General features: G+C 31.1%; 17 protein-coding genes. 4 read left to right on the forward strand and 13 right to left on the reverse strand.

Annotated elements, in window-relative coordinates; translation table 11 throughout:
• Window positions 1-37: 37 nt before the first annotated feature.
• The 5 genes from glnA to G9F70_RS13840 all read right to left on the reverse strand — a co-directional run bounded on the left by glnA (window position 38) and on the right by G9F70_RS13840 (window position 7,904).
• On the reverse strand, window positions 38-1,468 hold the full coding sequence (gene glnA, locus G9F70_RS13820; protein ID WP_164943545.1) for a type I glutamate--ammonia ligase: 1,431 nt from the start codon (window positions 1,466-1,468) through the stop codon (window positions 38-40).
• Window positions 1,469-1,617: 149 nt separating this feature from the next.
• Window positions 1,618-2,631, reverse strand: a complete 1,014-nt coding sequence (locus G9F70_RS13825; protein ID WP_164943546.1) for an alpha-hydroxy-acid oxidizing protein — start codon at window positions 2,629-2,631, stop codon at window positions 1,618-1,620.
• A 12-nt stretch (window positions 2,632-2,643) separates the two neighbouring features.
• A complete protein-coding gene (locus G9F70_RS13830) occupies window positions 2,644-3,105 on the reverse strand; it encodes a DUF523 domain-containing protein (RefSeq protein WP_164943547.1) in 462 nt (153 codons plus the stop codon).
• Between the two features lie 38 nt (window positions 3,106-3,143).
• Complete coding sequence (locus tag G9F70_RS13835) at window positions 3,144-5,507, reverse strand: endonuclease MutS2 (RefSeq protein ID WP_164943548.1); 2,364 nt, start codon at window positions 5,505-5,507, stop codon at window positions 3,144-3,146.
• 18 nt (window positions 5,508-5,525) lie between these two features.
• On the reverse strand, window positions 5,526-7,904 hold the full coding sequence (locus G9F70_RS13840; RefSeq protein ID WP_164943549.1) for a DUF3656 domain-containing U32 family peptidase: 2,379 nt from the start codon (window positions 7,902-7,904) through the stop codon (window positions 5,526-5,528).
• A gap of 179 nt (window positions 7,905-8,083) precedes the next feature.
• Here G9F70_RS13840 and G9F70_RS13845 point away from each other — a divergent pair, with 179 nt between their 5' ends.
• Complete coding sequence (locus G9F70_RS13845) at window positions 8,084-10,111, forward strand: GTP-binding protein (RefSeq protein ID WP_224617579.1); 2,028 nt, start codon at window positions 8,084-8,086, stop codon at window positions 10,109-10,111.
• A gap of 79 nt (window positions 10,112-10,190) precedes the next feature.
• On the opposite strand, the gene G9F70_RS13850 is transcribed toward G9F70_RS13845, so the two are convergent.
• Complete coding sequence (locus G9F70_RS13850; RefSeq protein WP_202882605.1) at window positions 10,191-11,576, reverse strand: alpha/beta fold hydrolase; 1,386 nt, start codon at window positions 11,574-11,576, stop codon at window positions 10,191-10,193.
• 406 nt (window positions 11,577-11,982) lie between these two features.
• On the opposite strand from G9F70_RS13850, the gene G9F70_RS13855 reads away from it, so the two are divergent.
• Window positions 11,983-14,019 (forward strand): FtsX-like permease family protein, encoded by a 2,037-nt coding sequence (locus G9F70_RS13855; protein WP_164943550.1) that lies wholly within the window; start codon window positions 11,983-11,985, stop codon window positions 14,017-14,019.
• 78 nt (window positions 14,020-14,097) lie between these two features.
• Here G9F70_RS13855 and G9F70_RS13860 read toward each other — a convergent pair whose 3' ends face one another.
• Window positions 14,098-15,087, reverse strand: a complete 990-nt coding sequence (locus G9F70_RS13860) for a glycosyltransferase family 4 protein (protein ID WP_164943551.1) — start codon at window positions 15,085-15,087, stop codon at window positions 14,098-14,100.
• 242 nt (window positions 15,088-15,329) lie between these two features.
• Between G9F70_RS13860 and G9F70_RS13865 the strand changes: the two genes are divergently transcribed.
• Window positions 15,330-15,677, forward strand: coding sequence for a hypothetical protein (locus G9F70_RS13865; RefSeq protein WP_164943552.1), 348 nt, complete (start codon window positions 15,330-15,332; stop codon window positions 15,675-15,677).
• Between the two features lie 76 nt (window positions 15,678-15,753).
• Here G9F70_RS13865 and G9F70_RS13870 read toward each other — a convergent pair whose 3' ends face one another.
• A complete protein-coding gene (locus G9F70_RS13870; RefSeq protein WP_164943553.1) occupies window positions 15,754-16,767 on the reverse strand; it encodes a WG repeat-containing protein in 1,014 nt (337 codons plus the stop codon).
• Window positions 16,768-17,187: 420 nt separating this feature from the next.
• Here G9F70_RS13870 and G9F70_RS13875 point away from each other — a divergent pair, with 420 nt between their 5' ends.
• Window positions 17,188-19,218, forward strand: coding sequence for a methyl-accepting chemotaxis protein (locus tag G9F70_RS13875; protein ID WP_164943554.1), 2,031 nt, complete (start codon window positions 17,188-17,190; stop codon window positions 19,216-19,218).
• 99 nt (window positions 19,219-19,317) lie between these two features.
• Here the strand turns inward: G9F70_RS13875 and G9F70_RS13880 are convergent, their stop codons facing one another.
• From G9F70_RS13880 to G9F70_RS13895, 5 genes are all read right to left on the reverse strand, one after another.
• A complete protein-coding gene (locus G9F70_RS13880) occupies window positions 19,318-20,076 on the reverse strand; it encodes an exodeoxyribonuclease III (protein WP_164943555.1) in 759 nt (252 codons plus the stop codon).
• Between the two features lie 221 nt (window positions 20,077-20,297).
• A complete protein-coding gene (locus G9F70_RS13885) occupies window positions 20,298-22,334 on the reverse strand; it encodes a methyl-accepting chemotaxis protein (RefSeq protein WP_164943556.1) in 2,037 nt (678 codons plus the stop codon).
• Between the two features lie 166 nt (window positions 22,335-22,500).
• Window positions 22,501-22,659, reverse strand: a complete 159-nt coding sequence (locus tag G9F70_RS13890) for a hypothetical protein (protein WP_164943557.1) — start codon at window positions 22,657-22,659, stop codon at window positions 22,501-22,503.
• 218 nt (window positions 22,660-22,877) lie between these two features.
• A complete protein-coding gene (locus G9F70_RS27040) occupies window positions 22,878-23,006 on the reverse strand; it encodes a CPC_1213 family protein (RefSeq protein WP_263484329.1) in 129 nt (42 codons plus the stop codon).
• A 223-nt stretch (window positions 23,007-23,229) separates the two neighbouring features.
• Window positions 23,230-24,708: a Na+/H+ antiporter NhaC family protein gene (locus tag G9F70_RS13895; RefSeq protein WP_164943558.1), complete on the reverse strand. Its 1,479-nt coding sequence runs from the start codon at window positions 24,706-24,708 to the stop codon at window positions 23,230-23,232.
• Window positions 24,709-24,813: the final 105 nt, after the last annotated feature.

Below are 24,813 nucleotides of genomic sequence, written 5' to 3' on the forward strand. Positions count from 1 at the left end.
TAATACTAATTACTTATTTAATCTTTATTATTAAAAATTATAAATCATAATACAATTGAAATTCTATTGGTGACGGAACTGGAATTACCTTTTTTATTTCCTTTTCATATTTAAACTTAATCCAGGTATTAATAAAATGCTCATCAAATACGTTGCCTTTTAATAAGAAGCTAGAATCCTTTTTAAGTTCTTCAAGTGCCTCATCTAAAGATCTTGGCAAGGTCTCAATTTTATTTCTTTCTTCCTCGGGCAAATCAAAAACGTTTACATCATATGGTCCGAAACCTTCTACAGTAGGATCAATTTTATTTTCAATACCATCGATACCAGCCATAAGTAGTGCAGAATATGCTAAGTATGGATTTGCCGTAGCATCTGATGGTCTAAATTCAAATCTTCTAGCTTCTGGATCTTTAATATATCCCGGAATTCTTATTACTGCACTTCTATTTCCTGTAGCAAAACAAATTGATACTGGTGCTTCAAAACCCGGTACTAATCTTTTATAAGAATTAGTTGAGGGATTGGTAAATGCAAGTAACGCCTTAGAATGCTTTAATATTCCGCCAATGAAATATAGAGCAGTTTCACTCATTTGAGAGTATCCATTTTCATCAAAGAAAAGGTTTTTTCCATTTTTTCTTAAAAGCATATGAACGTGCATTCCACTTCCTGCTTCTCCAAATAATGGTTTAGGCATAAAAGTAGCTGTTTTTCCGTGAGCAACTGCTTCATTTTTAATTAGGTACTTTGCCATCATTGTAGCATCAGCCATTTTAGTCATTTCACCTAGTTCAACCTCTACTTCAAGTTGCCCAGCGGATCCCACCTCATGATGATGATATTTCACGGCTATGCCCATCTCTTCGAGTTTTAAACATATTTCACTTCTTAGATCATTATTAAGATCATAAGGTAAGCCTAAATGGTAACTTTTTTGGAAAGGTGCTTTATATCCAAAATTCTCCTCTTTATTGTTGGTATTCCATGGTGCTTGCTTAGAATCTATGAAAACCTCTTGATGATGGCTTGTAACTTCATAATTTATGTGATCAAATATATAAAACTCAAATTCAGGTCCTATTGCATATTCATCAGCTATTCCCAGTTCTCTCATATATTTTTCTGCTTTTTCAGCTATAAATCTTGGGTCACCAGAAAATCTTCCTTCATTTTTTCCAAGAGTATACATATTTGCAATCATACTTAAAGTTGGTATCTTGCAATATGGATCAACAAAAGCTGTGGTCATGTCAGGAAGAAACCTCATATCTGAATCCTCTATAGTTGAGTATCCATAACTTGATCCATCAAACCCTATTCCTTCAGAAAAAGTCTTTTCTGATAGCCTCTCAACAGGTATAGTTAAATGATTCCATCGCCCCGGTAACGTTACTACTTTAAAATCTATAAATTTAATATTATTTTGTTTTATAAACTCTTGTACTTGACTAATATTATTAAACATTTATAAAAACCCCCTGCATCTTTATAGAAAAATTTTAAATATTCATAATTTTAGTATAATACATGATTTTTTTTTGTCAATTCAACCTGCTAAAGGAAATGGAATAATTCAAAAAAAGTCACAATATTTCAGTGACTTTTAGTGTAAATTTAATATAAAATTCTTTTATTAACATTTTTTATAGAGTTGCATCCTGTCAGCACCATTGCTGATTTTAATTCACTTTTCAATAAATCAATGTAAGATTTCACACCCTCTGCCTTACCTCCAAAGGATGCTACTACAAAAGGTCTACCAATAAGTACTGCGTCTGCACCTAGTGCTAACATTTTAAGTATATCCGCACCACTACGAACTCCACCATCAGCTAAAATAATTACTTTTCCCTTAACTGCTTTTGCAATTCCCTTGAGAACATCTGCGACACCCGGAGTTTGGTCTAATACTCTTCCTCCATGGTTTGATACTACAATTGCAGCTACTCCAGCTTCTACTGCAAGTTCTGCTTCATCTACAGTCATTATTCCCTTAAGAATAAATGGAAGTTTCGTTGATTCAACAATTTCTCTAATCTCTTGTACATTTTTAGGCATAACTGGCTTGCCAGCCAGGGCCAAGGTAATAAGACCACAGGCATCTATATCCATACCTATAGCAAATGCACCTGCCTTTTCCGCTAATTTAATTTTTTCTATAACTGAAGCATTTTCCCAAGGCTTTATGATTGCGATTCCATTTCCACCCTGTTTTTCTAGTTGGTCAAGATTAGTTGTGAGAAAAGAATCTACGGCAGTATCTCCAACCATTGGGAAAATCCCTCCCGAGAGGCACCCACCAATAATCCAAGATATATACTCTTCTTCACTAAACTTACCACCCATATTTAATGTAGTTCCGGATACCGGGGCCGCAAACACAGGCATATCCATTTTTCGCCCAAATAGCTCTGTGGATGTATCAGGATTTTTAGCATCATGTATGGTCCTCATATTAAGTTTATGAGCATTAAGTGATTCTATATTGATTTTAAAAGCATCTCCAGTTCCTTTTCCGCCCATTCCAGGCACCTCTCCGGCACAAGCAACTCCGTTACATATAGGGCAAACTCTGCAGCTTTTATTTAAATTCCCTTTAGCTTCTTTTAAAACATCTTTATAATTCATCTTAATTCCCCCTTAGTCAAATTTTACTCCATCTAAATTTTCTTCAGTATAAACTTTTATGCCCTTAGATAATAATAACTCTGCAGTAACTCCATTACCCTCTCTCTTAGTTGCACTAAAAGTGCCATCATATATTTGGAAAGTTCCACAAGAAGGACTTCGTGCCTTTAAAATAGCGATACTAGCTTCAGCTGCTTCTGCAATTTTTAGTGTTTCATAAGCACCTTTTATAAATTGTTGGGTTACATCATCACCTTCTGGCCCAAGAATCCTAGCTTTACCCTTTAGCACATCTGAGCCGTTTCCATTTACAATTTCATGTGCTGCCCTAGGAGTTTCTTGCCCTCCTAGTTGTTCTGGGCAGACAGGAATTGCTTTTCCTTCTTTTAAGAGTTTTAGTACACGTGCATCTAAATTATTGCCACCATTATACTTACAATCAATGCCACATAAACAGGCACTTACAATAATCATACCAACACCATCCTTTACTGCCTATTAATTAAGCCAAACTATTTAAGTTCTACTATAGTGACTCCACTACCGCCCTCACCATAATTTCCTAACCTGTAGGCCTTAGAATGACCATGTCTCTTTAACATATCTGTAATAGTATTTCTTAAAACACCCGTGCCTTTACCATGAATAATGGTAACCTCTTTAAGACCTCCTAAATAAGCATCATCTAAATACTTATCAACAGTATATACGGCTTCCTGCGCATCCATACCTCTTAAATCTACGGAGGTAGATACATTTCTTAAATTTAGCTTAAGCTCTCTCTTATTTATCTTGGCCTTTTTCTTTTCTTCCTGCGTAACCTTTGACTTGCGCAAATCATCTACTTTAACATTTATCTTCATAATACCTGCTTGAACTTGCAGCTCACCGCGACTATCAGGTTTTGAAATTACAATAACTTTCTGATCAAGTGATGGCAAATATACTTCTTGGCCTTCTTTTACAGTTTTTAGCTTTTCTCCTAGATCCTCATTGTTTTTTTGTACATGCTTATCTAAGCTTTCAAGCTTATCTTTGATTTTCATTCTTTCCTCTTCAAGCATTTGTCTTGCTTCAGATGGGAATCCCAGTTTTTCTAGTTCTCTCATGTTTTTAAGAATAACATCAGATTCTTCCTTAGCATTTCTTACTAGCATTTTTGCTTCTCTTTGAGCTTCATACATTGCATTTTCTCTAATGTTTTCAAGTTTATATAATTTTTCCTGATATTTATCTTTTAACTTACTAGCTTCTAGTTTCAAACCCTCTGCAGTCCTAGCATCTTTTTCTGCCTTTATGCTCTTTTCTTGAAGACTTTGAACTAATTCTTCAAATTCTAAGGTTTCTTTAGAAATATTTTCTCTAGCATTTTTAATAATATAATCAGGAAGACCGAGCCTCTTAGAAATCTCAAAAGCATTAGATTTACCTGGCACTCCAATTATTAGTCTGTAAGTAGGACTTAGTGTGTCCACATTAAATTCTACAGAAGCATTTTCCACACCTGTAGTTTTTAATGCATATCCTTTTAATTCACTGTAATGTGTAGTTGCAACTACTTTTGACCCTCTTGATCTTAAATTTTCCAGAATTGATACAGCAAGCGCTGCTCCCTCTGTGGGATCTGTTCCAGCACCTAATTCATCAAATAAAGCTAAGGTTTTTTTATCTGCTTTTTCAATTATGTTTACTATGTTTGTCATATGAGAAGAAAAAGTAGATAAGCTTTGTTCTATGCTTTGCTCATCACCTATATCTGCGAAAATTTCATTGAAAAAGCTTACCACAGAGCCATCTCTAGCTGGAATTAAAATCCCACTCATAGCCATTAACTGGATTAAGCCCACAGTTTTTAAAGTTACTGTTTTACCGCCAGTATTGGGTCCTGTTATTACTAGTGAGGTAAATCCTCTTCCTAAGTATATATTACTTGGCACTACTACCTTAGGGTCTATCAAAGGGTGCCTAGCCTCAATTATATCTATTACTCCCTCATCATTAACACTAGGGATAATGGCATTAATTTCTATTGCATATCTTGCTTTAGCAAAAATAAAATCTAATTCCCATACTATATTTGCATTGCTATCAACAATATTTATATTTTCATATATTTTATAGGATAGTTCAGCTAAAATTCTTTCAACCTCAGCTTTTTCCTTTAGCATTATTTCTTTGATTTGATTGTTTAAATTCACGAGGCTCATTGGCTCAATGAATAATGTAGCTCCAGAGGAACTCTGATCATGAACAATACCCGGAACACTGCTTTTATGCTCTATTTTAACAGGAATTACATATCTATCTCCTCTTATAGTATAAAGACTTTCTTGAAGATATTTTGCATTAGATCTAACTAATGAATTTACCTTTTCCTTTACGGAAGAATTTTTCTCTTTTAGTGATTTTCTTAAATTAAAAAGTAAACTACTAGCCCTATCAGAAATTTCATCATCACCTATTATGGCTATAAAAATTTCATCTTCTAATTTTTTTATTGGAACAATTCCGATACATATATCTTCTAAAACTCTAGAAGTTTCTCCGCCTTTGCTTCCAACATAATTTTGAAATAATCTAGCACACCTAAGCATCTGAGCTATTCGCAGGAGCTGCGTTGGCATAAGTGAGGCCCCTTTAGATGCTCTGCTTATTGCATCTCGAACATCGTATATCCCTTCAAAAGGTGCACTTCCTTTTTTTGACAAAAGAAGTAGTGCCTCATTAGTCTCCTGTAAGTGTTCACGTACTTCATACATATTTGTGTAGGGTTCTAATTTTTCTATAATATCCTTACCCGCCGTAGTATGAGTATATTCTTTAATTTTGTCTTTAATTTTATAATATTCTAAAACTTTTAATGATTTAGTATTCATAATTTCACCGTCTTTCCTTTATTCTACGCCTCTTTTGTAGTGGCCCCTCGTATAATCCTTAAATTCTGTGCTCCAAGTTCTTTTAATATAATTATGAAGAACCTCAAGAGTTTCTTCATAATTTTCATGAATAAAATCTAATCTAAAACAAGAAATATTGTTTTTTATGATTTCTGTCATATTAGAAATCAAATTCACTGGCACATTATTGTAAATATAGCTTCTACAATATTTATCAGTATTAATTCTAAACTCTTCATTCATTCTATCCTTAAGTGTATAACATCCAGTAGTACATTTCTCACTGCAGGTTTTATTATCACTTTTACCACCAAAAACACTTCCTATAGCACAATATTCACTAACCATAAGTTCATATTTACCATAAACCATAATTTGCAGTGGCAGCGAACTTTTAGCCCCTATTTCCTTAATTTCCTTTTGGTTAAGCTCTGCACTAATGCAAGTTCCCGTAAGGAAATCCTTGTAAAAATCTCCTGCATAACTATTAAAAATATTTAATTTGTAATCTCCAATTATACTTATTTTCTTGTTAAATCTATTAATTATTCCTAAATTAGCTGTAATAATACCTTTTATATTGCCTAAGTTATTTTCAATAAACTCACAAACACTTTCGAATTCACCCTTGATAATATTAGGTACCTTGAGATAAATATTTACATCATACTTATTAAAATCAATATTACACTCTCTCATAAAAGGGTTTATAGCGATGTTATCAAAACCCATTTCTATTACTGCTCTTAGCTGCTGCTCATTACTTACATATATAAGTGTCTCTGGTATAGTGCTATCCTTCTTATCTGAAGCTTCTATAAAATTATTTTCTACTTGTAAACTTTTTTTCTTATTGTAATTAATTTGTTTACCGCTATTTTCTCTTTTATACTTTTCTGTTATATAGTTTTGAATACTCTCTGTTAGTTCTCGCCTTACTGAATTTAATGCAGCCATTGGCAAGAATCCATCTTCAAAGTTTTCAAAATTCACTTCATTTATTTTAAAAGGAGTATCTCCTGTTTTAGACAGATTTTTAATAATGCGCTCACTATCTAATGGTTTGTTTAGAGCTGCTTGAACAATCTCTCCGAAAGCATTGAAATTCTTTCCCATGTAAATAGTACTTATGCATAATGGCTTATTTACACTAAAGTCTATTAAGAGATTTAATTCTATTTTTCTCTTAAATGCATCGCTATAACTTTTTGAAAGCTCATTCATAAGCTTAACATCAGAAATCTTATATAAAATGTCCCCAGCTTTATATTTAGTTGGTTTTAATAAAACCCTATCCCCCATTACTGCGTTTTGAACTTCCATTCCCTTCACAATAATTTTTGATATGGCAAATCCATCCTCATTAAACATTACGCCATCTTTTAAAGCTACCTTTTCTAAAAGAGTTACTGATAAATCAGCGGCAACTTTTCCTATTGGAATTCCAGAATTCTTAGGAACCTTATATGCCATCATATCTTTTCCACTATTACCATATAAATAAGCCTTTGAAAAACCTTCTCTATTAAATAATTGTGTTAAAACTTTAGTATCCCCATCTAACTTTTGTATTTTATTGTTATAAATATTGTCAAGTTCACGTCTATATATCTCCACAACACCTGAAACATATTCTGGTTTTTTCATTCTTCCTTCAATTTTTAGTGAAGAAGTACCTGTTCTTACTATATCTTTTAAGTTATCTAAAGTACAAGTATCTTTAGGGCTTAAAATGTATGCCTTATGTTCTTTATTAGTGTTTTTATCTATTAGTGTATAAGGTAATCTACAGGGCTGGGCACATCTGCCTCTATTTCCACTTCTACCACCTATAATACTACTCATAAGGCACTGCCCTGAATAACATATACATAGTGCTCCATGAACAAAAACTTCCGTTTCCACTTTTAAAGTATTAGATATGTAATCTATTTCTTTTAAACTAAGTTCTCTGGATAAAACTATCCTTTTAAAACCTATGTTTTTTAAAAACAAAGCTCCTTCACCATTATGGATCGTCATTTGTGTAGATGCATGAAGCTCAAAACCAGGAAAATTATTCCTTATTAAATATATAAGTCCCGTATCTTGAACTATAAGTGCATCTACTCCTATGCTATATAAAAAGCCTACATACTCCATAATTTCTTTAAGTTCATTATCCTTTACTAAGGTATTTAAAGTGACATATACGCGAACTCCATATATGTGGCAATAATCCACTGCGCGAGTAATATTCTCATTATCAAAATTAAAAGCATAAGCTCTTGCTGAGAATTTGCTTCCTCCTATATAAACTGCATCTGCCCTCATTTGCACTGCTGCAATTACGCTTTCCATACTTCCAGCAGGGGCTAGTAATTCAATTTTTTTCATTTACATCTCTCCTAATAAGTGTTATATGTTCTATTATACAGTAAAAGCTATCATAAATTAAGAGATTAAAAGATTTTATATTATTATTACTCATATTTTACACCCATAGACACAATAAAAATAATGGAATATAATAAAAAAGGCTAGCTGACTTACCTGTTATTTTTTAAAAGGAGGCCTTGCTTAAAAAATTTGCTAATGGAGATATGAATATGACTATAAAAAATAAGATTAGAAATATTGGAATAGTTGCCCATGTAGATGCTGGAAAAACAACTTTAACTGAACAACTACTTTATCAAAGTGGTTCTAGCAGAATTTTAGGCAGTGTAGATAAAGGTACAACCCATACAGATTCTTTAGATATAGAAAAACAAAGAGGTATTTCAGTAAAAGCTGCTGAAATTGATCTCACTTATAAAGAGACTAATATTCACCTTATAGATACTCCTGGGCATATTGATTTCAGCTCTGAAGTAGAACGGAGTATAGGTGTTTTAGATGGAGCTATAGTAGTATTTTCCTGCGTTGAAGGAGTACAACCTCAAACAGAAGTATACTTTAATGCTTTAAAAAGGTTAAATACCCCTTCAATATTTTTTATAAACAAACTTGATCGCATTGGAGCCTCTCCCTATAAAACTATTGTGGATATGAAAAAGCTTCTTACAAATAATCTTGTGCCCATGCAACTCGTTTATGAAAAAAACAATGAATTTATTGTATATAATATTTTTGATGAGAAAAATCGCGAAAAAAATATATTAGAAATAAAAAATGAAACCTATAAACAATTACTTGAGGATATAATAGATACACTAGGCAATTATAATGTAGAAATTTTAAATCAATTCTTTGAAGGTACTTTAACCCTAGGAAATATAAAGGATGAAATAATTTTGCAATCTAATGTAGGCATCATCTACCCTGTGTTTTATGGCACTGCACTAAAAGGTGAAGGGACTAGGGACCTTCTAGATGCCATAATAGATTACATTCCTGGTCCAGAGGATTTAGATAATTGTGAGCTCTCTGCACTAGTTTATAAAATTTCTCATAACAAAACCTTAGGTAAAATAGCTCATATAAAAATTTTTAGTGGATCAATCTCAACTAGAGATGACATTTTAAATGTAACTACAGGCCAAAATGAAAAAATTACTATGATAAAAAAAGTAATTAATCAAAAACCAATTGATGTAAAATATGCAAGTAGCAGTGATTTGGTAATGGTGAGTGGTTTAAATTGTAGCACCTACGATGTACTCGGAAGCAAGACTCATATTCCTAGTCTTCAAACAATTACAACTCCACTTCTCACCTTAAGAATTTATTCGAAAATTCAAGAAGATTATATAGCTTTAGTTGAAGCCTTAACTTTGCTACAAGAGGAAGATCCACTTCTTAATATGCAATGGATAAAAGAGAAAAAAGAAATTCATCTTCGGATAATGGGTAAAATTCAAATTGAATATATCGAAGCTATTTTAATGGAAAGATTTAGTCTACGCGTTTCTTTTGGTCCACCCTCTGTTATTTACAAAGAAACTCCTATATCAAGTGGATATGGTGAATCACGTTATACTATGCCCAAACCCTGCTGGGCAATAGTTGAATTTTTAATTGAGCCACTACCAATGGGAACTGGAATTGTCTACGAATCTAAGGTAAGAACTGAAAAAGTAAAAATAAAGTATCAACGTGAAATCGAAGATAATCTAGATAAAATTTTAAGTCAAGGTATTTACGGCTGGCCAGTGACAGATTTAAAGATAACCTTTACCTGCGGTGAAGACCATGTTATGCATTCACGTTCAGGTGACTTTGCTACCTCTACGGCTATGGGAATTATGAGAGGCCTAAATGAAATAGGAACTACGCTACTTGAACCAATAATTAAGTTTAGGATTACAGTTCCTGAGAATGTAGGTGGAAGAGTTTTAAATGATATTATAAAAATGCGTGGGAGCTTTGAATCACCATTTATACACAACAATACTTTTACAATAGAAGGAAAAATGCCTGTATCCACCTCACTTGAATATCCAGGGGATCTGGTCAAAATTTCTTCTGGGAAAGCATTAATGACAACTGGATTTGCAGGTTATGAGCCCTGCTCCTTAGAACTAGGATCCATAAGAGAAAGAGTAGGCGTTAATCCAATAGACAGAGCTAAATACATACTTTATGTGCGAAATGCATTATAAAAAAAATCACCCAAAAATATTTGAATGATTGTTTTTACATTATCTGTTTATTTTCTTTGTTGTTTTTTTAGATAACTAACTATTTTTGTACATTAATCCAGTTAACTATATCATTTATAACTGCTGAATCTATATGCCCTGCTGTCATATACTCCTCTGGATTGGGCTTTCCTTCACCTTTTAAAAATAAATGGTTTAAATCCTTATAAGACTTAAACGTTGCTTTTTTAGTAGAACTTAAGGCTTTTTTCCAAAGAGTAAAATCTTTCATGGTAACTTGATAATCTCTTTCACCTTGTAATACAAGCATTGGCTTATCTAATGTTTTTGCGACTACTGATGGATTGTATCCTTTTAAATCTATCCAATAGTTCGCTGGTACGCCTAAAGGTAGTTTGCTAGATGGAGTATCCTTTGATAAGTTTTTCTTTACCATTGCTACTTGAACCTTTACATTTTCTAAATATTCTTTTTCTTCTTGTGTAACTTTTCCATCCAACGAAGATAAATATGTCATTTGTTCTAAAATCAAATCTTCAAAAGGTCTTGTAGGTCCAGCCATAACAACAAATCCTTTAATATTTTTATCTTCTTTTCCTATTCTAGGTACTAACATTCCCCCTAAACTATGACCTACTACAAAAATTCTATTTTTATTGATTTCCTTTCTATTACGAAGCATAGCTACTGCTGCTAAAGCATCATCTATGGTTTCTTCCTTAACAGTTATATTATTTGCTATACTAGTAAATTTACTTGCATGTTCCATTGTTCTTTTTTCATATCTTAATACTGCTATCCCCTTTGAAGCTAACCCTTTAGCTAAATCAGCAAATGGTTTATTGGGGCCAATCGTACTATCTCTATCCTGTGGACCAGAACCATGAACAAGAACTACTACAGGAAATGAGCTCCCTTTTTTAGGAATACTTAATGTTCCAGGAAGCTTCCATTCACCTTTTCCGATAGTAACTTCTTCTTCATAATATAAATCATTATTTACTTTAGCTTGCTCTTGTTTAGGAGGAATGTTTGTTGGTGTAAAACGTAATCCCGTAATTTGTTTATCGCTAGTAAATACAACTGAAATATCTACCATAGCCTTTTCAAATTCACAAGTTACAACAACTTTAGTTAATTGTTTTTGAATCTCAAGTTTTGTACTTAATTGCTTCTTTAAACCACCCACCTGTGAAGTTAGCCCTTCCCAAGCTTCTTTTAATTTGTCTTCTGGTATCATTTTTTTCATATTGCTATCAAAAATTTCTACGGCTTTTATATAATTTCTGTCTGCTAACAACCTAACAAAGGTTTTTCCAAAGCTTTCGTATTCATTTTCTATTATTTTCTCTTCTTGCTTTGTGTTAGCTTCTATATGATTACTTTTATTATTTGCACTAGCAATTGACCCAACAGAAGTTATAGCTATAACAACACTTAATAACCCGCTTAACATTTCATACATAATATGCCTCCCCGTATTCTTTAGAATACATATAATAATTATTAACTTACCTTTCTCATCTGTAAACTTTTTCTGATAATAATTTCAATATATCTCTCCTGGTTCCATCACTAAGCGCTTTAAATTCATCTTCACATATAGCAATTCACAGCATAAAATTATCCCCCTATTTAAGGATATTATAACATATTTCAAAAGAAATATTTAACAATTTTACTTATGCAATATACAATTGAGCCAAACTTTACAACATAACTACCAAGCTTTACAACACCTCAATTTATGAGATTGAACTTCTAATACCAACATGTTAACATTTCCTCATGATAAAGAATATGGAGGAGAAAAAATATGTTAGAAGTAAGAGGCTTAAAGAAGACTTATGTATCAAAGGGTGGTGATGTTTATGACGCTTAATACTATTGTTAAGAAGTTATTTAAAAATAATATAAGACAATATGCGTTATTTTTATTTTCCATAGTATTTGCAGTTACAATGATTGGAGGATATGGTGTTCTTCAGTTTAGTAAAACAATTACAGACGTTCTTGTGGATGGTGGTACAACTGAAATGATTGCACTAAGTATGTTTGGATTTACTTTAATAGGAACACTTATTTTTATAATATATGCACATTCCATATTTTTGAAGTATAAGTCCAAGGAAATAGGTGTATTCATATCTCTTGGTATTAGACGAAAAGATGTAAGAAAAATTGTTATAAAAGAGCTCAATATTATTTTCCTCATAGCTACATTCCTAGGATTAATACTTTCAATTCCAATTGCATGGCTGAGCTGGAGTACTTTAACACTTTTTATAAAAACCAAAGAAACGGCTTTTTATATTGGGTGGAAGGGGTTACTGGTTGCTGCATTATTTGGAGCTTTATGCATGATTATCACTAGATGTTTAACTTCAAGGTATGTTAAAAAGGTAGATATAATAAAGATACTCAAGGTCAATGACGAGATTGAGGAAGTTAAGGGGGATAATTTTGTTTTAGGATTGATTGGTGTTATTATGATTCCTGCTGGTATCATAATATATACGTCTCGCACTTTAAACCGAATATTGGGCGGTGTAACAAGTTATTCTTTAATTATTACTTTAATAGGCTTATATTTATTCATAGTTCAGTTTACAACCATAGGGGGATTAGTTAAGAAAATAACTCCTGAATATTACTATAAACACATAGTATTTTTCAATTTAGTTAAATTAAAAGGTAAGCAATATACCTTAGCACTATTTGTTTCAACCATTTTAATTGGAGTTTCAATTTTTTCAGTTGCCTTTAATGCTGAACCAATGATATCAGGTATGCTCATGAACTATAATGATCCATATGATTATATGGTTAAAGCTGGTTTCCAGCAGGTAGATTTTGGCGACAGGGATATAAATGAATTAGCAAAAACTTATAATGTACAACTTAAGGATTTCAAGAAGTTTGACACACTCATTATGGCTAGTTTTTCAAAAAAATATAATGAGTGGAATCCTATAAATGTTGTCAGTGATGAAATGATATATAAGCTTACTGGAAAAACATTAGATGTTAAACCTGATTGCTTAATGCTAGTTGTATCTGATGATGAAAATACTAATCCTAATAATTATAGTTACCTTACACAGCCAGAACCTATTATAACCTTGCTTAACTTTACCACAAAGAAACAATTAACTCTCGATAATAAAGGTATTAAATGTATTAATAAAATTTTAAGCTGGGATAACAAATTTGGAGGGAATTTTTTTGTGGTAGATACAGAGTTATTTAAAAAACTGTATGAGGAACAAAAGAAAGAATACAAATTCACTACTTATGTGTTTAATACTCAAAACTGGAAACAAACAGGTAATTTTAGCAATGCTTTATTTGATGCTATAGCTAAGGCTAGTGGAGGTAAATGGTGTCTAAATTATAATTCTGGTTACAAAGAACCCTATGAATATAAGAATATAAATGAGAATATAGCTAATACCTATAGGCGGTGGACGTTTACTCCTGCGTCACGATATCATACCTTTAATGAGGGTATTTCGGATTTTGCAATTTATTTATTATTGTTCATTTATATATCCGTGATCTCTTTTGTTTCAGCAATTATGATAATTGGTATTAAGATACTTAATACTGTTTGGCAGGATAAGGGGGTATATAAAAATATTACATTCTTAGGGGCTAGGCAAAAAGAAATAAAAGCAATAGTCTCGAAGCAAGTTGCCTTAATATACTTTGTTCCAGTGATATTAGGAACTACTATTACCTTAGGTTTATTTAAGTCAATGCTATCCCATGGAGGCTCAAAGTATCCGAGCATCGTGTTCTTATTTGCTTGTGGACTATCATTACTAGTTACTTTAATTCAAGTAGCATTGTTTTTTGTTATTAGAAAGCATGCCATAAAAGAATGCTTAAATTTTAAGGATATATAGTCTTAGGTGTTTTTTCTTATATTATACTTTTCGTTATAGCATAATATAAGAAAAAAAATTTAGTTGAAAATAGTAGATTTAATGAAGGATTTCTAAATAGGTTTTATATAATTCATTTGTTGATTTCTCCCAAGTGTAATTTTCATTAACATAGTTTTTTAGTTTACTATCCCTTCGTTTTTCAAATCCACCCTTTACTGCACTTAAGATACTATTATTATCATAGGGATCACAATACAGAGCCATATCTTTAAAATATTCACTAGCACAGCCTTCCTGTGTTGAAACTATATTGCATCCACTGGCTGCTGCTTCTAGTGAGGATAAACCAGGCATTTCTACAAAACTTGGGTTCACATGCACTTTTGCAAATCTATAGGCATTGTATACATTATAGCTATCCATAAAGCCCAAATATATTACATTTTTAAAATTAGTACATTCTTTAAGATACTCATTGTCATCCCCATTTCCAATTAAAACCAATTGTTTTCCGAGTTGATCACATACTCTGCATAATGCAAGTTGATTTTTACTTGCGCAAACTTTACCCACACATAAAACATAATTATTTAAATTATATCTCTCAGTAAAATTGTATAAAGGTATATCTTCATTTTCTACTTCTACACCATTATATATAACCCTGTATTCCCTATTAACATTAAATTCACTTTTTATAAGAGATTTTTCTAATTCACTATTACAATATACAACTTTACATTTTTTTAATATTTCATTTTTATAACTAGTACATCTTTCATAGAGCTTCATACTTTCAATCTTATTATTTATCGTATTATATTTTTTCATATCCAAATGCATTGGAGATATAACTGTGTGTTTTTTATAAAAGTGTGCAATCTTATAATATCTATATATTTCTCCTGTAGTAGCAATATTAAATAAATGTACTATATCATAATCAGAATAGTCATATATGCCGCCATCATTTATATCTACGGTTACCCCTAATTTCTGTAGGTTTTCAGCCGTCTTAATTACCTGCATAGAATCTCCAGCAAAATTTTTATAATAATCTTGTCTAACACACAATAAAACTTTCATAGTACAAATCCCCCTATAGTTTGCTACTTTTACCATATAACTATGCTAGCTTATGTTTATTTATAACATTTCACTAAACATAATATAATATTAACTTTTATTTATATACTATTAGGTTCTATTGTAAAAGTTTCTATATACTTATGTGAAATGATTATTAAATTTATAATTTCATGTATATCCATATGTGTTCAAAGCATATTTTATATTATAGGTATTAAGTTGTATTATAAGGAGGTTATATGATTATTAATAATGAAGAGATATCCTTATTGAAAGCTAAAATAATAGATTATGAAAGAGAAATTATTCGAAATCATAAAACATTCCAAGACAACCAGTCTGAAATAGAATTGCTCCGAATAAAAAATTTTGAAAAAAATAAAGTTATAAACTCATTTGAAAATAAAATAGATGAGCTTAATATAATTAATAAAAATTATGAAGATCAAATTTCCTCCCAAAGTAAAAATATTATAACTTATTTAGAAAAAATTGAAAAACTACAAAATAGTGTAAGAGCATTAGACACAAGTCTCAAAAATGCTACCAGAACTGCGGTCCCTTTATTATTAAAACCAGATTTTTAAAAGTAATAACTAAGGCATTTAAAAATAACTAGTAAACATACTTGTTATTTTTAGATGCCTTATATTTTAAATTAATTTAAGATTGCATTTTCCAAACGTATTCCCCTAATTTATTAACATATCCAATTTTTTTACCTATTTCAACTCTTGCAATACCACACGTAAATTCATAGGCTTCTTCAAAACTTGGCTCTATAACTATTTCACCTGTGCAATCTATATAACCCCACTTTTCTCCTATTTGAGCAGCTATTAAACCTTCACTCATAACATCTATATCTTCAAACACAGTAGGTATTATAATGCTTCCAGTTTTATCAATACAACCATATTTATCATTTTCACAAATTGCAGCTAGACCATTATAAAATCTATCTACCCATTGAAATTCAGGTTTTATAATAAGCTCTCCCTTTATATCTATAAATCCGTATTTGCCTCTGATTTCAACTAGTGCCAGACTCTCATTGAACTCTCCGCAAACATTATATCGGAATGGTATAATCACATCTCCACTATTATTTATATAGCCATACTTTCCCTTGGCACAAACAGGTGCTATATTATCCTTAAATGCATAGGCATAATCATAAATTGCATCTATTATAACTTTTCCCTCTTTATCTATGTACGCTATTTTACCACCTATTTGCACCGCCGCCAGTCCTTCACTAAAATCATTAGCATCTAAAAAACTTATAGGAACTACTTCCTTACCATGGCTATCTATATATCCCCACATGTATCCACTTTTTACTGCAGCTCTTCCCTCTACAAATAAATTAGCTTCTTCATATTTAGGCTCCACAATAATTTTTCCATTTAAATCAATATAGCCTTTCTTGCCATCTAACTTTATTGCTGCAAAACCTTCACTAAACTGCTGAACTTCATCATACACTGGTTCTATTACAAACTCTCCACCCTTATTAATAAAGCCATATTTTTCATTGATTACAGCTATTGCTAGGTTACCTTCAAAATCCTCAGCATAATCAAATTTCATTTCTATAACTACATTGCCATCCTCATCTATATACCCATATTTTTTTTTTGATTTCACAGGATATAAGTTTTTCTCATTGTTCATAACTATAACTTCCTTTCAAATAGCCTCAGCTCACAAAATTATAAGCTCGATACATATAATATTATTATACACTGAAATGTTATAAATTCGCCCTATAAATTTCCCTTGTTTTTAAATATATTCAATATATTTAATGTATTTGTCAACTTTTATAATTGCATAACTACTATATGGCATTAATTTGTTAAAATTTACGTAAACATGTTTGTTTTTCTTGTATTTTATAATAATTTGTATTATATTGTTATAGTATTACATAAAAATAGTAACCACATTATATAGGATTAATTTATATTTTGCAGAAAACTATTATGTTTTTAACTTTTTAAATTAAACACTATTTTTTATACTTATATACTACTCTATATTTAAAAACATTTCAATTAATAATTAAAAACACACAAGGGGGACTAATTTATTATGAAAACTAAACCTAAAACAAAATCTAAGCATCTATCTTTGAAAGTAAAAATAGTAATATCTTCGCTTTTAGTACTTTTTACAACTTTACTTATTTTTTGCGCTATTATGGTGTCAATTGTAAAAAACAAAATGGAACTTCAAATGAAAACCGATGGAGACATAATAGTTAAACAAATCCAGCAAAGACTTATGTCTAATGCAAGTATTTCAAAAGAACTTGATTCACTACTAAATGAAAAAATTGTTACGTCATCATATCTTATTGGTATTACGCCTAATGTTTCAAATGATTATCTTATAAAGATATCTAAAAAATTAAATATTGATGAAATTAATGTTTCTGATGCCAATGGAGTTATTATATTCTCTAATATGGCAGATAATCTAAAATACAAATATCCACAGGACAATGTAGTTCAAAAAATATTAAAAAAAGAAAATACTGAGGTTATGGAGAAAATACGTCAAAGTACAAAATCAAAAGAAAATTTTTATAAATATGGTGCTGTAGCTTTGGAAAAAGGCGGATTTGTTCAAGTTGGAATCAATGCTAATAAAGTTAATGCCATTCTTGATGCTGTAGGTCCTCAAGCTCTTATTACTGATTTAGGTAAGGATAAAAATATAGCATATGGTTTAACTATAGGCTCAGATTTAAAAGTACTTACACACACTGAAAAAGATAGAATTGGTATTACATTAGCTGATGAAGGAAGTATATCAGCTGCTAAAGATGGCAAAGAGTACAATTCTACCTTTATGTATAAAGGTGTAGAAAGAGTTTACGATGTATTAGTACCTCTCTCTGAAGATGGAAAAAATGTAGGTGCTGTGGATATAGGCCTTTCTATGAAAAATGTTGGTTCTACTATTAGTTCTATTTTAACAACCTCTTTTTTAATAACATTAATTTCTTTCTTATTAGGTTCATTAATACTAGTATTATTAGTATCAAAATTTATTAATCCGTTAAAAAAATTAGTAACTCTAGCAAATGATGTTTCTAAAGGAGATTTAACAAAAGAAATTCAAATAAAATCTAAAGATGAAATAGGACTTCTAGGCATGAGCTTTAATGAAATGATCGTTAATCTTCGCGGCATGACTACAGAAATCAGTAATATTTCTGAACTATTGTTATCATCTGCTGACCAACTTTTAAACTCTGGAGAGCAAAGTGCTATGGTTTCAAATCAAATTGCTATGGCAGCCCAGGAATTGGCATCTGGTTCAGAAAAACAATTTATAGCAACTGAAGATATTTCAAAGAATACTAAAGAAATTGTAAGTAATATGGATACTATTAAAGAAGAAATAACCAATGTTGTCCACACTGCAGATGAAACAAGCTCTCTAGCTACTGATGGACGAAATAAAATGAATGATCTGGTAAATCAAATAAAAGTTATAAAAAGCAAAGTAGATTACTCCGCTTCAACAATACAAACCCTTCAAAAAACTTCAGATGAAATTGGAAATATTGTTGAATTTATAGACACTATTGCTTCTCAAACCAATTTACTAGCACTAAACGCTTCAATTGAGGCTGCAAGAGCAGGCGAGGCCGGTAGAGGTTTCTCTGTGGTTGCTGAAGAGGTAAGAAAACTAGCTGAGGAAACCATGGAATCCTCTAATAGCATAAAAAAACTTATACAAAACACTCAACAATATGCTAAAACCGCACTATCTTCAATTGAAGAAGGAAGTTCTGAAACCCAAAAAGGTACAGTTAATGTGCAAAATGTTGACAATGCACTTACTGAAATCCTTGAAGCATTTGATCTTACTAAAAACAAGTTAAATGTGGTAACAAAAAATATAGTACATTCAAATGAAATTATTGAAAATCTAGCAATTAATTCTGATAACATAACTAGAGTTTCAGAAGAAAGTTCTGCTGCTACAGAGGAGGTTGCTGCATCTATCCAGGAGCAATCAAGCACTATTGATGAGATGTCCTCATCAATTAGGCAGTTAAGAGAAATGGCTAAGGACCTTCAAAATAGCATTAAGATTTTTAAAATATAATTTAGAAAATTAGATTTTTATTGAAAAACTCCCTTTTAAATAGATTATTTGCAGATAAATCATCTGCAACCTCTACTTTAAAGGGAGTTTTATTTATATCTATAAAATAATGCACACAGGACAATGATCTGATCCTACAACCTCATTTAAAATATCAGCTTCCTTTATTGTACTAAGCAAATCCTCAGTTACAAAGAAATAGTCAATTCTCCAGCCTGCATTTTTTTCTCTAGCTTTAAATCTATAGCTCCACCAAGAATATTTTACTTCTTCTTCGTGTAGATTTCTAAAAGTATCAACATAACCGTAGGAGATAAATTTATCCATCCAAGCTCTCTCAATAGGTAAGAATCCTGAGTACTTCTCGTTTGCCTTTGGATTTTTCAAATCAATTGCATTATGTGCCGTATTGTAGTCTCCACAAATAATTAATTTTTTTCCTTTTTCTCTAAGCGCTTCACAATAGTCCAATAATGCATCATAAAATTCCATTTTATAATTTAACCTAATTTCATCTTTTTGTCCATTCGGAAAATATATGTTTAAAAGAGTAAAATCTTCAAACTCAGTTATTACTATTCGGCCTTCACTATCAAATCTTTCTATTCCAATACCATAACAAACAGATATTGGTTTTTGTTTAGTGTATGTAGCTACTCCACTGTAGCCCTTTTTTTCTGCACAAGAAAAATATGAGTAATACCCTTGTATATTTTTAAGTTCCTCACTTATTTGATTTTCTTGAATTTTTGTTTCTTGAAGACATAAAACATCTGGTTGTTCACTTGTAACCCATTCAATAAACCCTTTGTCTTTTATAGCTCTTATTCCATTTACATTCCAGGAATAAATTTTCATAAAAATATCCTCCTTCAACAATTATTATAAAAGCATATTGCATATATGTTTTTAATCAATATTTGAAATCATATATATAAATCTCTTAATATTAATATATCATACTATTGGGTATTATAAAACAATCTATTATAATTATTTCTTAAGAATAGGTATTGGTAATTTAATCATAAAAGCACTTAGCTCATGATGAACTAGGTGCTTTTATCAATAAAAATTTGTTATATTTTAAATTTACTTATACTTTCTCTTAAATTTTCAGCAAGAGTGTTTAAGTTTTCTGCCGCACCTACTATTTCTTGAAGGCCTGCAGCTTGCTGCTCTGTAGAGGCACTTACCTCTTCTGAAGTTGCTGCCGTCTCTTGTGATACAGATGCTGCATTTTCAATTTTTTCACTTACTTTATCTTTATAATTATTTATTTCTTTTAATGAATTATCTACAGTGGTCATGTCCTTTTGAAGTAATTCCATTGCTCCTTCAATCTTTTTGAAGGTTTCATTAGTAGTTTGAACGCTTTTATCAGTTTTAGTGTTTAACTCTTTAGAGTACATTATTTGCTCTAATACTCCATTTACACTTGTTCTTATTATACTTGTTACCTTATCAATTTCAGAAGCTGAAACCGAAGATTGCTCTGCAAGTTTTCTAACTTCATCTGCAACAACTGCAAAGCCTTTTCCTGCTTCTCCAGCTCTTGCTGCCTCTATACTAGCATTTAAGGCTAATAAATTTGTTTGCTCTGTTATTGCTTTTATAGTATCAGTTATATCACTAATTTTATTGGAATTCACAGCTAAAATTTCTACCTTCCTAGCTACCTCATCATTAGCTTTAGTGTTTTCCTCAAATACTTGTCTTAAATTGTTAACTACTATAATCCCTTCTTCTGTTGATTGTTTAACCTCTAAGGATGCTTTTATCATATTTTTAGCATTAATAGTACTTTTATTTACTTCCGCCCCTAATGTGGTGGAATAATTAACACTTTCCTCTAAAATTTGAGACTGCTCATTTGCCCCTTGTGCAATTTGTTGCACTGCTCTTGCAACCTCATCCCCCACAGCATTAGATTCCTCAGTAGTAGCGGCTAGTGACTCTGCTGATTCCTTAACTTTATTAGAGCCCCCGATTACATTTCCTAAAACTATAACCATATCATCTATCATATTATTTACCGATTCAATAATTTGTTGTATTTCTAAACTAGCATTTTTATCTTCATTCACCCTTTGAGTGAAATCACCTTTCTTAATCTTTGCTAAAACACTAATTAATTTTTCCATAGGCTTTGTTATTTTACTAGAAAATACAGTTCCTACTGCAATTACAAATATAAGAGATAATACTAAAACAATAATAGGTATTGTTAAACCTCCTACTATTTTTGATGTTAACTCTGATACAGGAATAAATCCCACTGTAGTTAAATTAGTTTTTTCATCTAGAAACTTATAAGATAAATATTTTTCTCCATTTACATTTAATACAAGTTTATTTTCTTTAGAGTCCATAATACTTTTTATCCAAGGTTCTTGTGTTGAGTTTTTCCCTAAAATATCTTTGTTTTTGTGAGCTATAATTGTACCTTTACTATCTAATACAGCTGAGAAACCACCACTACCTAATTTAATACCTGCAACCATATTAGAGATTACTTCTAAGTCTATATCTATACCAATTACACCCACTAGTTTAGTTTGGTTATCTTTAACTGTTTTTGCAAAAGTCATTACATATTTTTTAGTAGCAGTATCCACATATGGATTAGTAGAAATTACTTTGCCTTCATTATTAATTGCGTCTTTATACCAACTTGTTGAAGTTGGATCAAAAGTGGTAGGTAATGGTACCTTAGGTTTAGGTTCAATATATGTTTTTTTATCTATTGTTCCAATATAGATACTTAAAGTATCAGGGTGAGTTTTTGCAAACGCCTCAAAGCTTTTGGTTAACCATTGTGCAGAATTTGGATTTGCCTTGATCATCACAGCATTGGGATCATTAGATAACATATCTGTAGATTCAGAGCTGGCCTTATATAATGCACCTATAGCACCATCAACTCTTGATATACTTTGATTTGCTATATTATCAAATTCGCCTTTTAAATTTTTTGATAAACTATAATATGTACCTAAAGAAATTGATAATATAGGTAAAAATGATGCCAGAATAAGCAATGCTATTAACTGAACCCTCAGTTTTTTACCTTTTGGTTGTTTTAAATCATTTTTGTCGAATATTGTTTTTTCCATAAAATAACCCCCGTCTCATTTTTTACATTATTATATATTTCGATGTTTTTCTCTTATTCTTTAGTGATTGTATTTATATTGTTTTACGTTTTCATTGTTTTTCGTGCTTACATTCATATATAACACAAAGAAATTTTGTATTGTTTTTTTAACCAAAGTTCTTATATCAACTTTTTTTTATATATTTGTATATACGTCTAACTATTAAAAGTATAATAGTTAAAACAACTAAATAAGGTATGAGTATAGATTTACTTTCATTACTACTATCTACCTTTTTAGACCCGCATCCCGCAACTGCAAAGCTAATTATTATCATTAACATTAGTATTACTGCTATACTTTTAAATTTTTTTCACAAAATACCCCCCTTTTTAATTATGGATAATATTAACACTATATATTGATATATACGTAAGTTTTTTATGAAAATCCAAGGTTTAAGAAGATTTATATAATAATTTTATTAAAGAAATTATTTTTAATAATAAAAGAGAGTTCATAAAGCAGTAATACCACTTTTAGAACTCTCTTTTATTTTTTCTAATCTTTCTTTTCCATGTGATCAAAAACTACTTTTGCACTTTCTTCATGACCATGCTTAATATTTTTTTTCTTGAAGTTATTATCTTGATTTTTATTATTCTTAGTTGTTTTCATTTTACTATCCATATATCCTTCTCCTATCTTTCTATTCTATTTAATAAACATCCACTTTTTTATGTTTATTATTATTTGAATAGCTATATACTATTTTCATCAATTTCTTCGAAAATATACATGATTTCTATTACCCTTATGGTTTATCTTATAATTTCATCGTAAACAAAGAAAGCACTATGCTGTAATTACAGTATAGTGCTTTGTATATTATATATATTGTATAACTTTACAGTTATATAGCTAAATCTTCTTTACTACTTTTCACAATATTTTTCTTTAATCTAACATCAGGTTCAGATGGTAATTTAAATAATGGTATAAATCTGTCTAACCCTGTTAAAGTAAGTAGTAATAATGAACCTACTGCTACCATAGCCATAAAGTTATATTTTATTATGTCCATAGCTACAAACTTGTGAAGTGGATAAACTGCTGAGGCTATACCAACATAAAAAGCTATGTATACATGCCATGGAATAAGCTGTGATCCAAATACTCCAAGTGCATCTCCGAAAGTAGCATTTCTTAAACGCAATGTATACATATCCTCTTCACTACCCTCTACGTTATCTTCAAGTAAAGTTCTAATTATCGGCCCAACTGTTACTATTTGTGCCATTTCATCTGCTAATGCAGCATTCCCTAAAATTGACAACATTCCATTCCAAAACATAAGTTCGCGTACATTTCTTGAAATATTAGAAACTAATCTTGATAATGGAGCAAATGCATCCATTTTACCCATGATACCTCCAAAAGCACCAACCCACATCATCATAACAATAACACCTGACCCTGCATCTGAGAATCCTTTTTTCATCAATTCTAAAAATTGAGGTACAGATTCTACTGTTCCTGCTATTAGTCCAAGGATTAAAGAAGCAACTATTCCAAGCCCTAAACATGCAAGAGTTGGAAGTCCTTTAATTGCTACTGCAAGTACAATTAATAACGGAATTATCATATACATAGGAACTCCTGTTTTAACTTGATTTAAAAGTTCAACTGCAGAAGGTTTAGCTTTTTCAAGTGATGCCCATACATCCTTTGGAATTTTATCTATTGCATCCCCTGCATTACAAATAACTGTTGGAAGTCCCATTCCCACGCTTACAGCATAGAAAATGATTGCAGTTATTGTTAAACATATGAGAGACCATACTCCTTGATGCTTTATTCTATGAATAACTTCAACCTTTTGAATACCTGAACTTACTACCGTTGTGTCAGAAATAAGTCCTATATTATCTCCAAAGCAAGCTCCACCAGCAATTGCTGCTGTAGTAAGTAATATATTACCTCCTACTATATGATTTAACCATAAGAAAATTGGAGCACAGGCTGCAAAAGTTCCCCATGAAGTACCAGTGGCAACTGAAAGTACTGCTGTTACCATAAATCCTGTAACAGCTACAGTTCTAGCTGTTAATCCAAGAGTTAATGAAAAATTAATAATTGATGCACCAACTCCTGTTGCCATAAAAGCCTCTGCCATTGCATAAGCTGCCATTAATATAAAGAAAACCAATTGCATTTCCTTTACGTTTTCCACAGCTGCATCAACAATATCATTAAATTTAAACCTACATGTTAATGATGCTATTATAGCTCCGTAAATAGTAGCAATTGGTGCTGCAAGTAATGCGTTCATTCCAGATATCATAAGACCTGCCATTACAAACACTGGTGATATTTTTAATAATGCAATCATATATAATCCCCCATCCGACTTTGATTTCGTTTACATGAAGTTAATTCTCTTGCCCCCACATAAACGTTCTTTATTACATGCAACATTATATACTATATTTTCTCA

Origin of the sequence: Clostridium sp. FP1 (assembly GCF_011065975.2) — a bacterium.
In the GTDB taxonomy this organism is placed as follows: domain Bacteria; phylum Bacillota; class Clostridia; order Clostridiales; family Clostridiaceae; genus Clostridium_AD; species Clostridium_AD tagluense.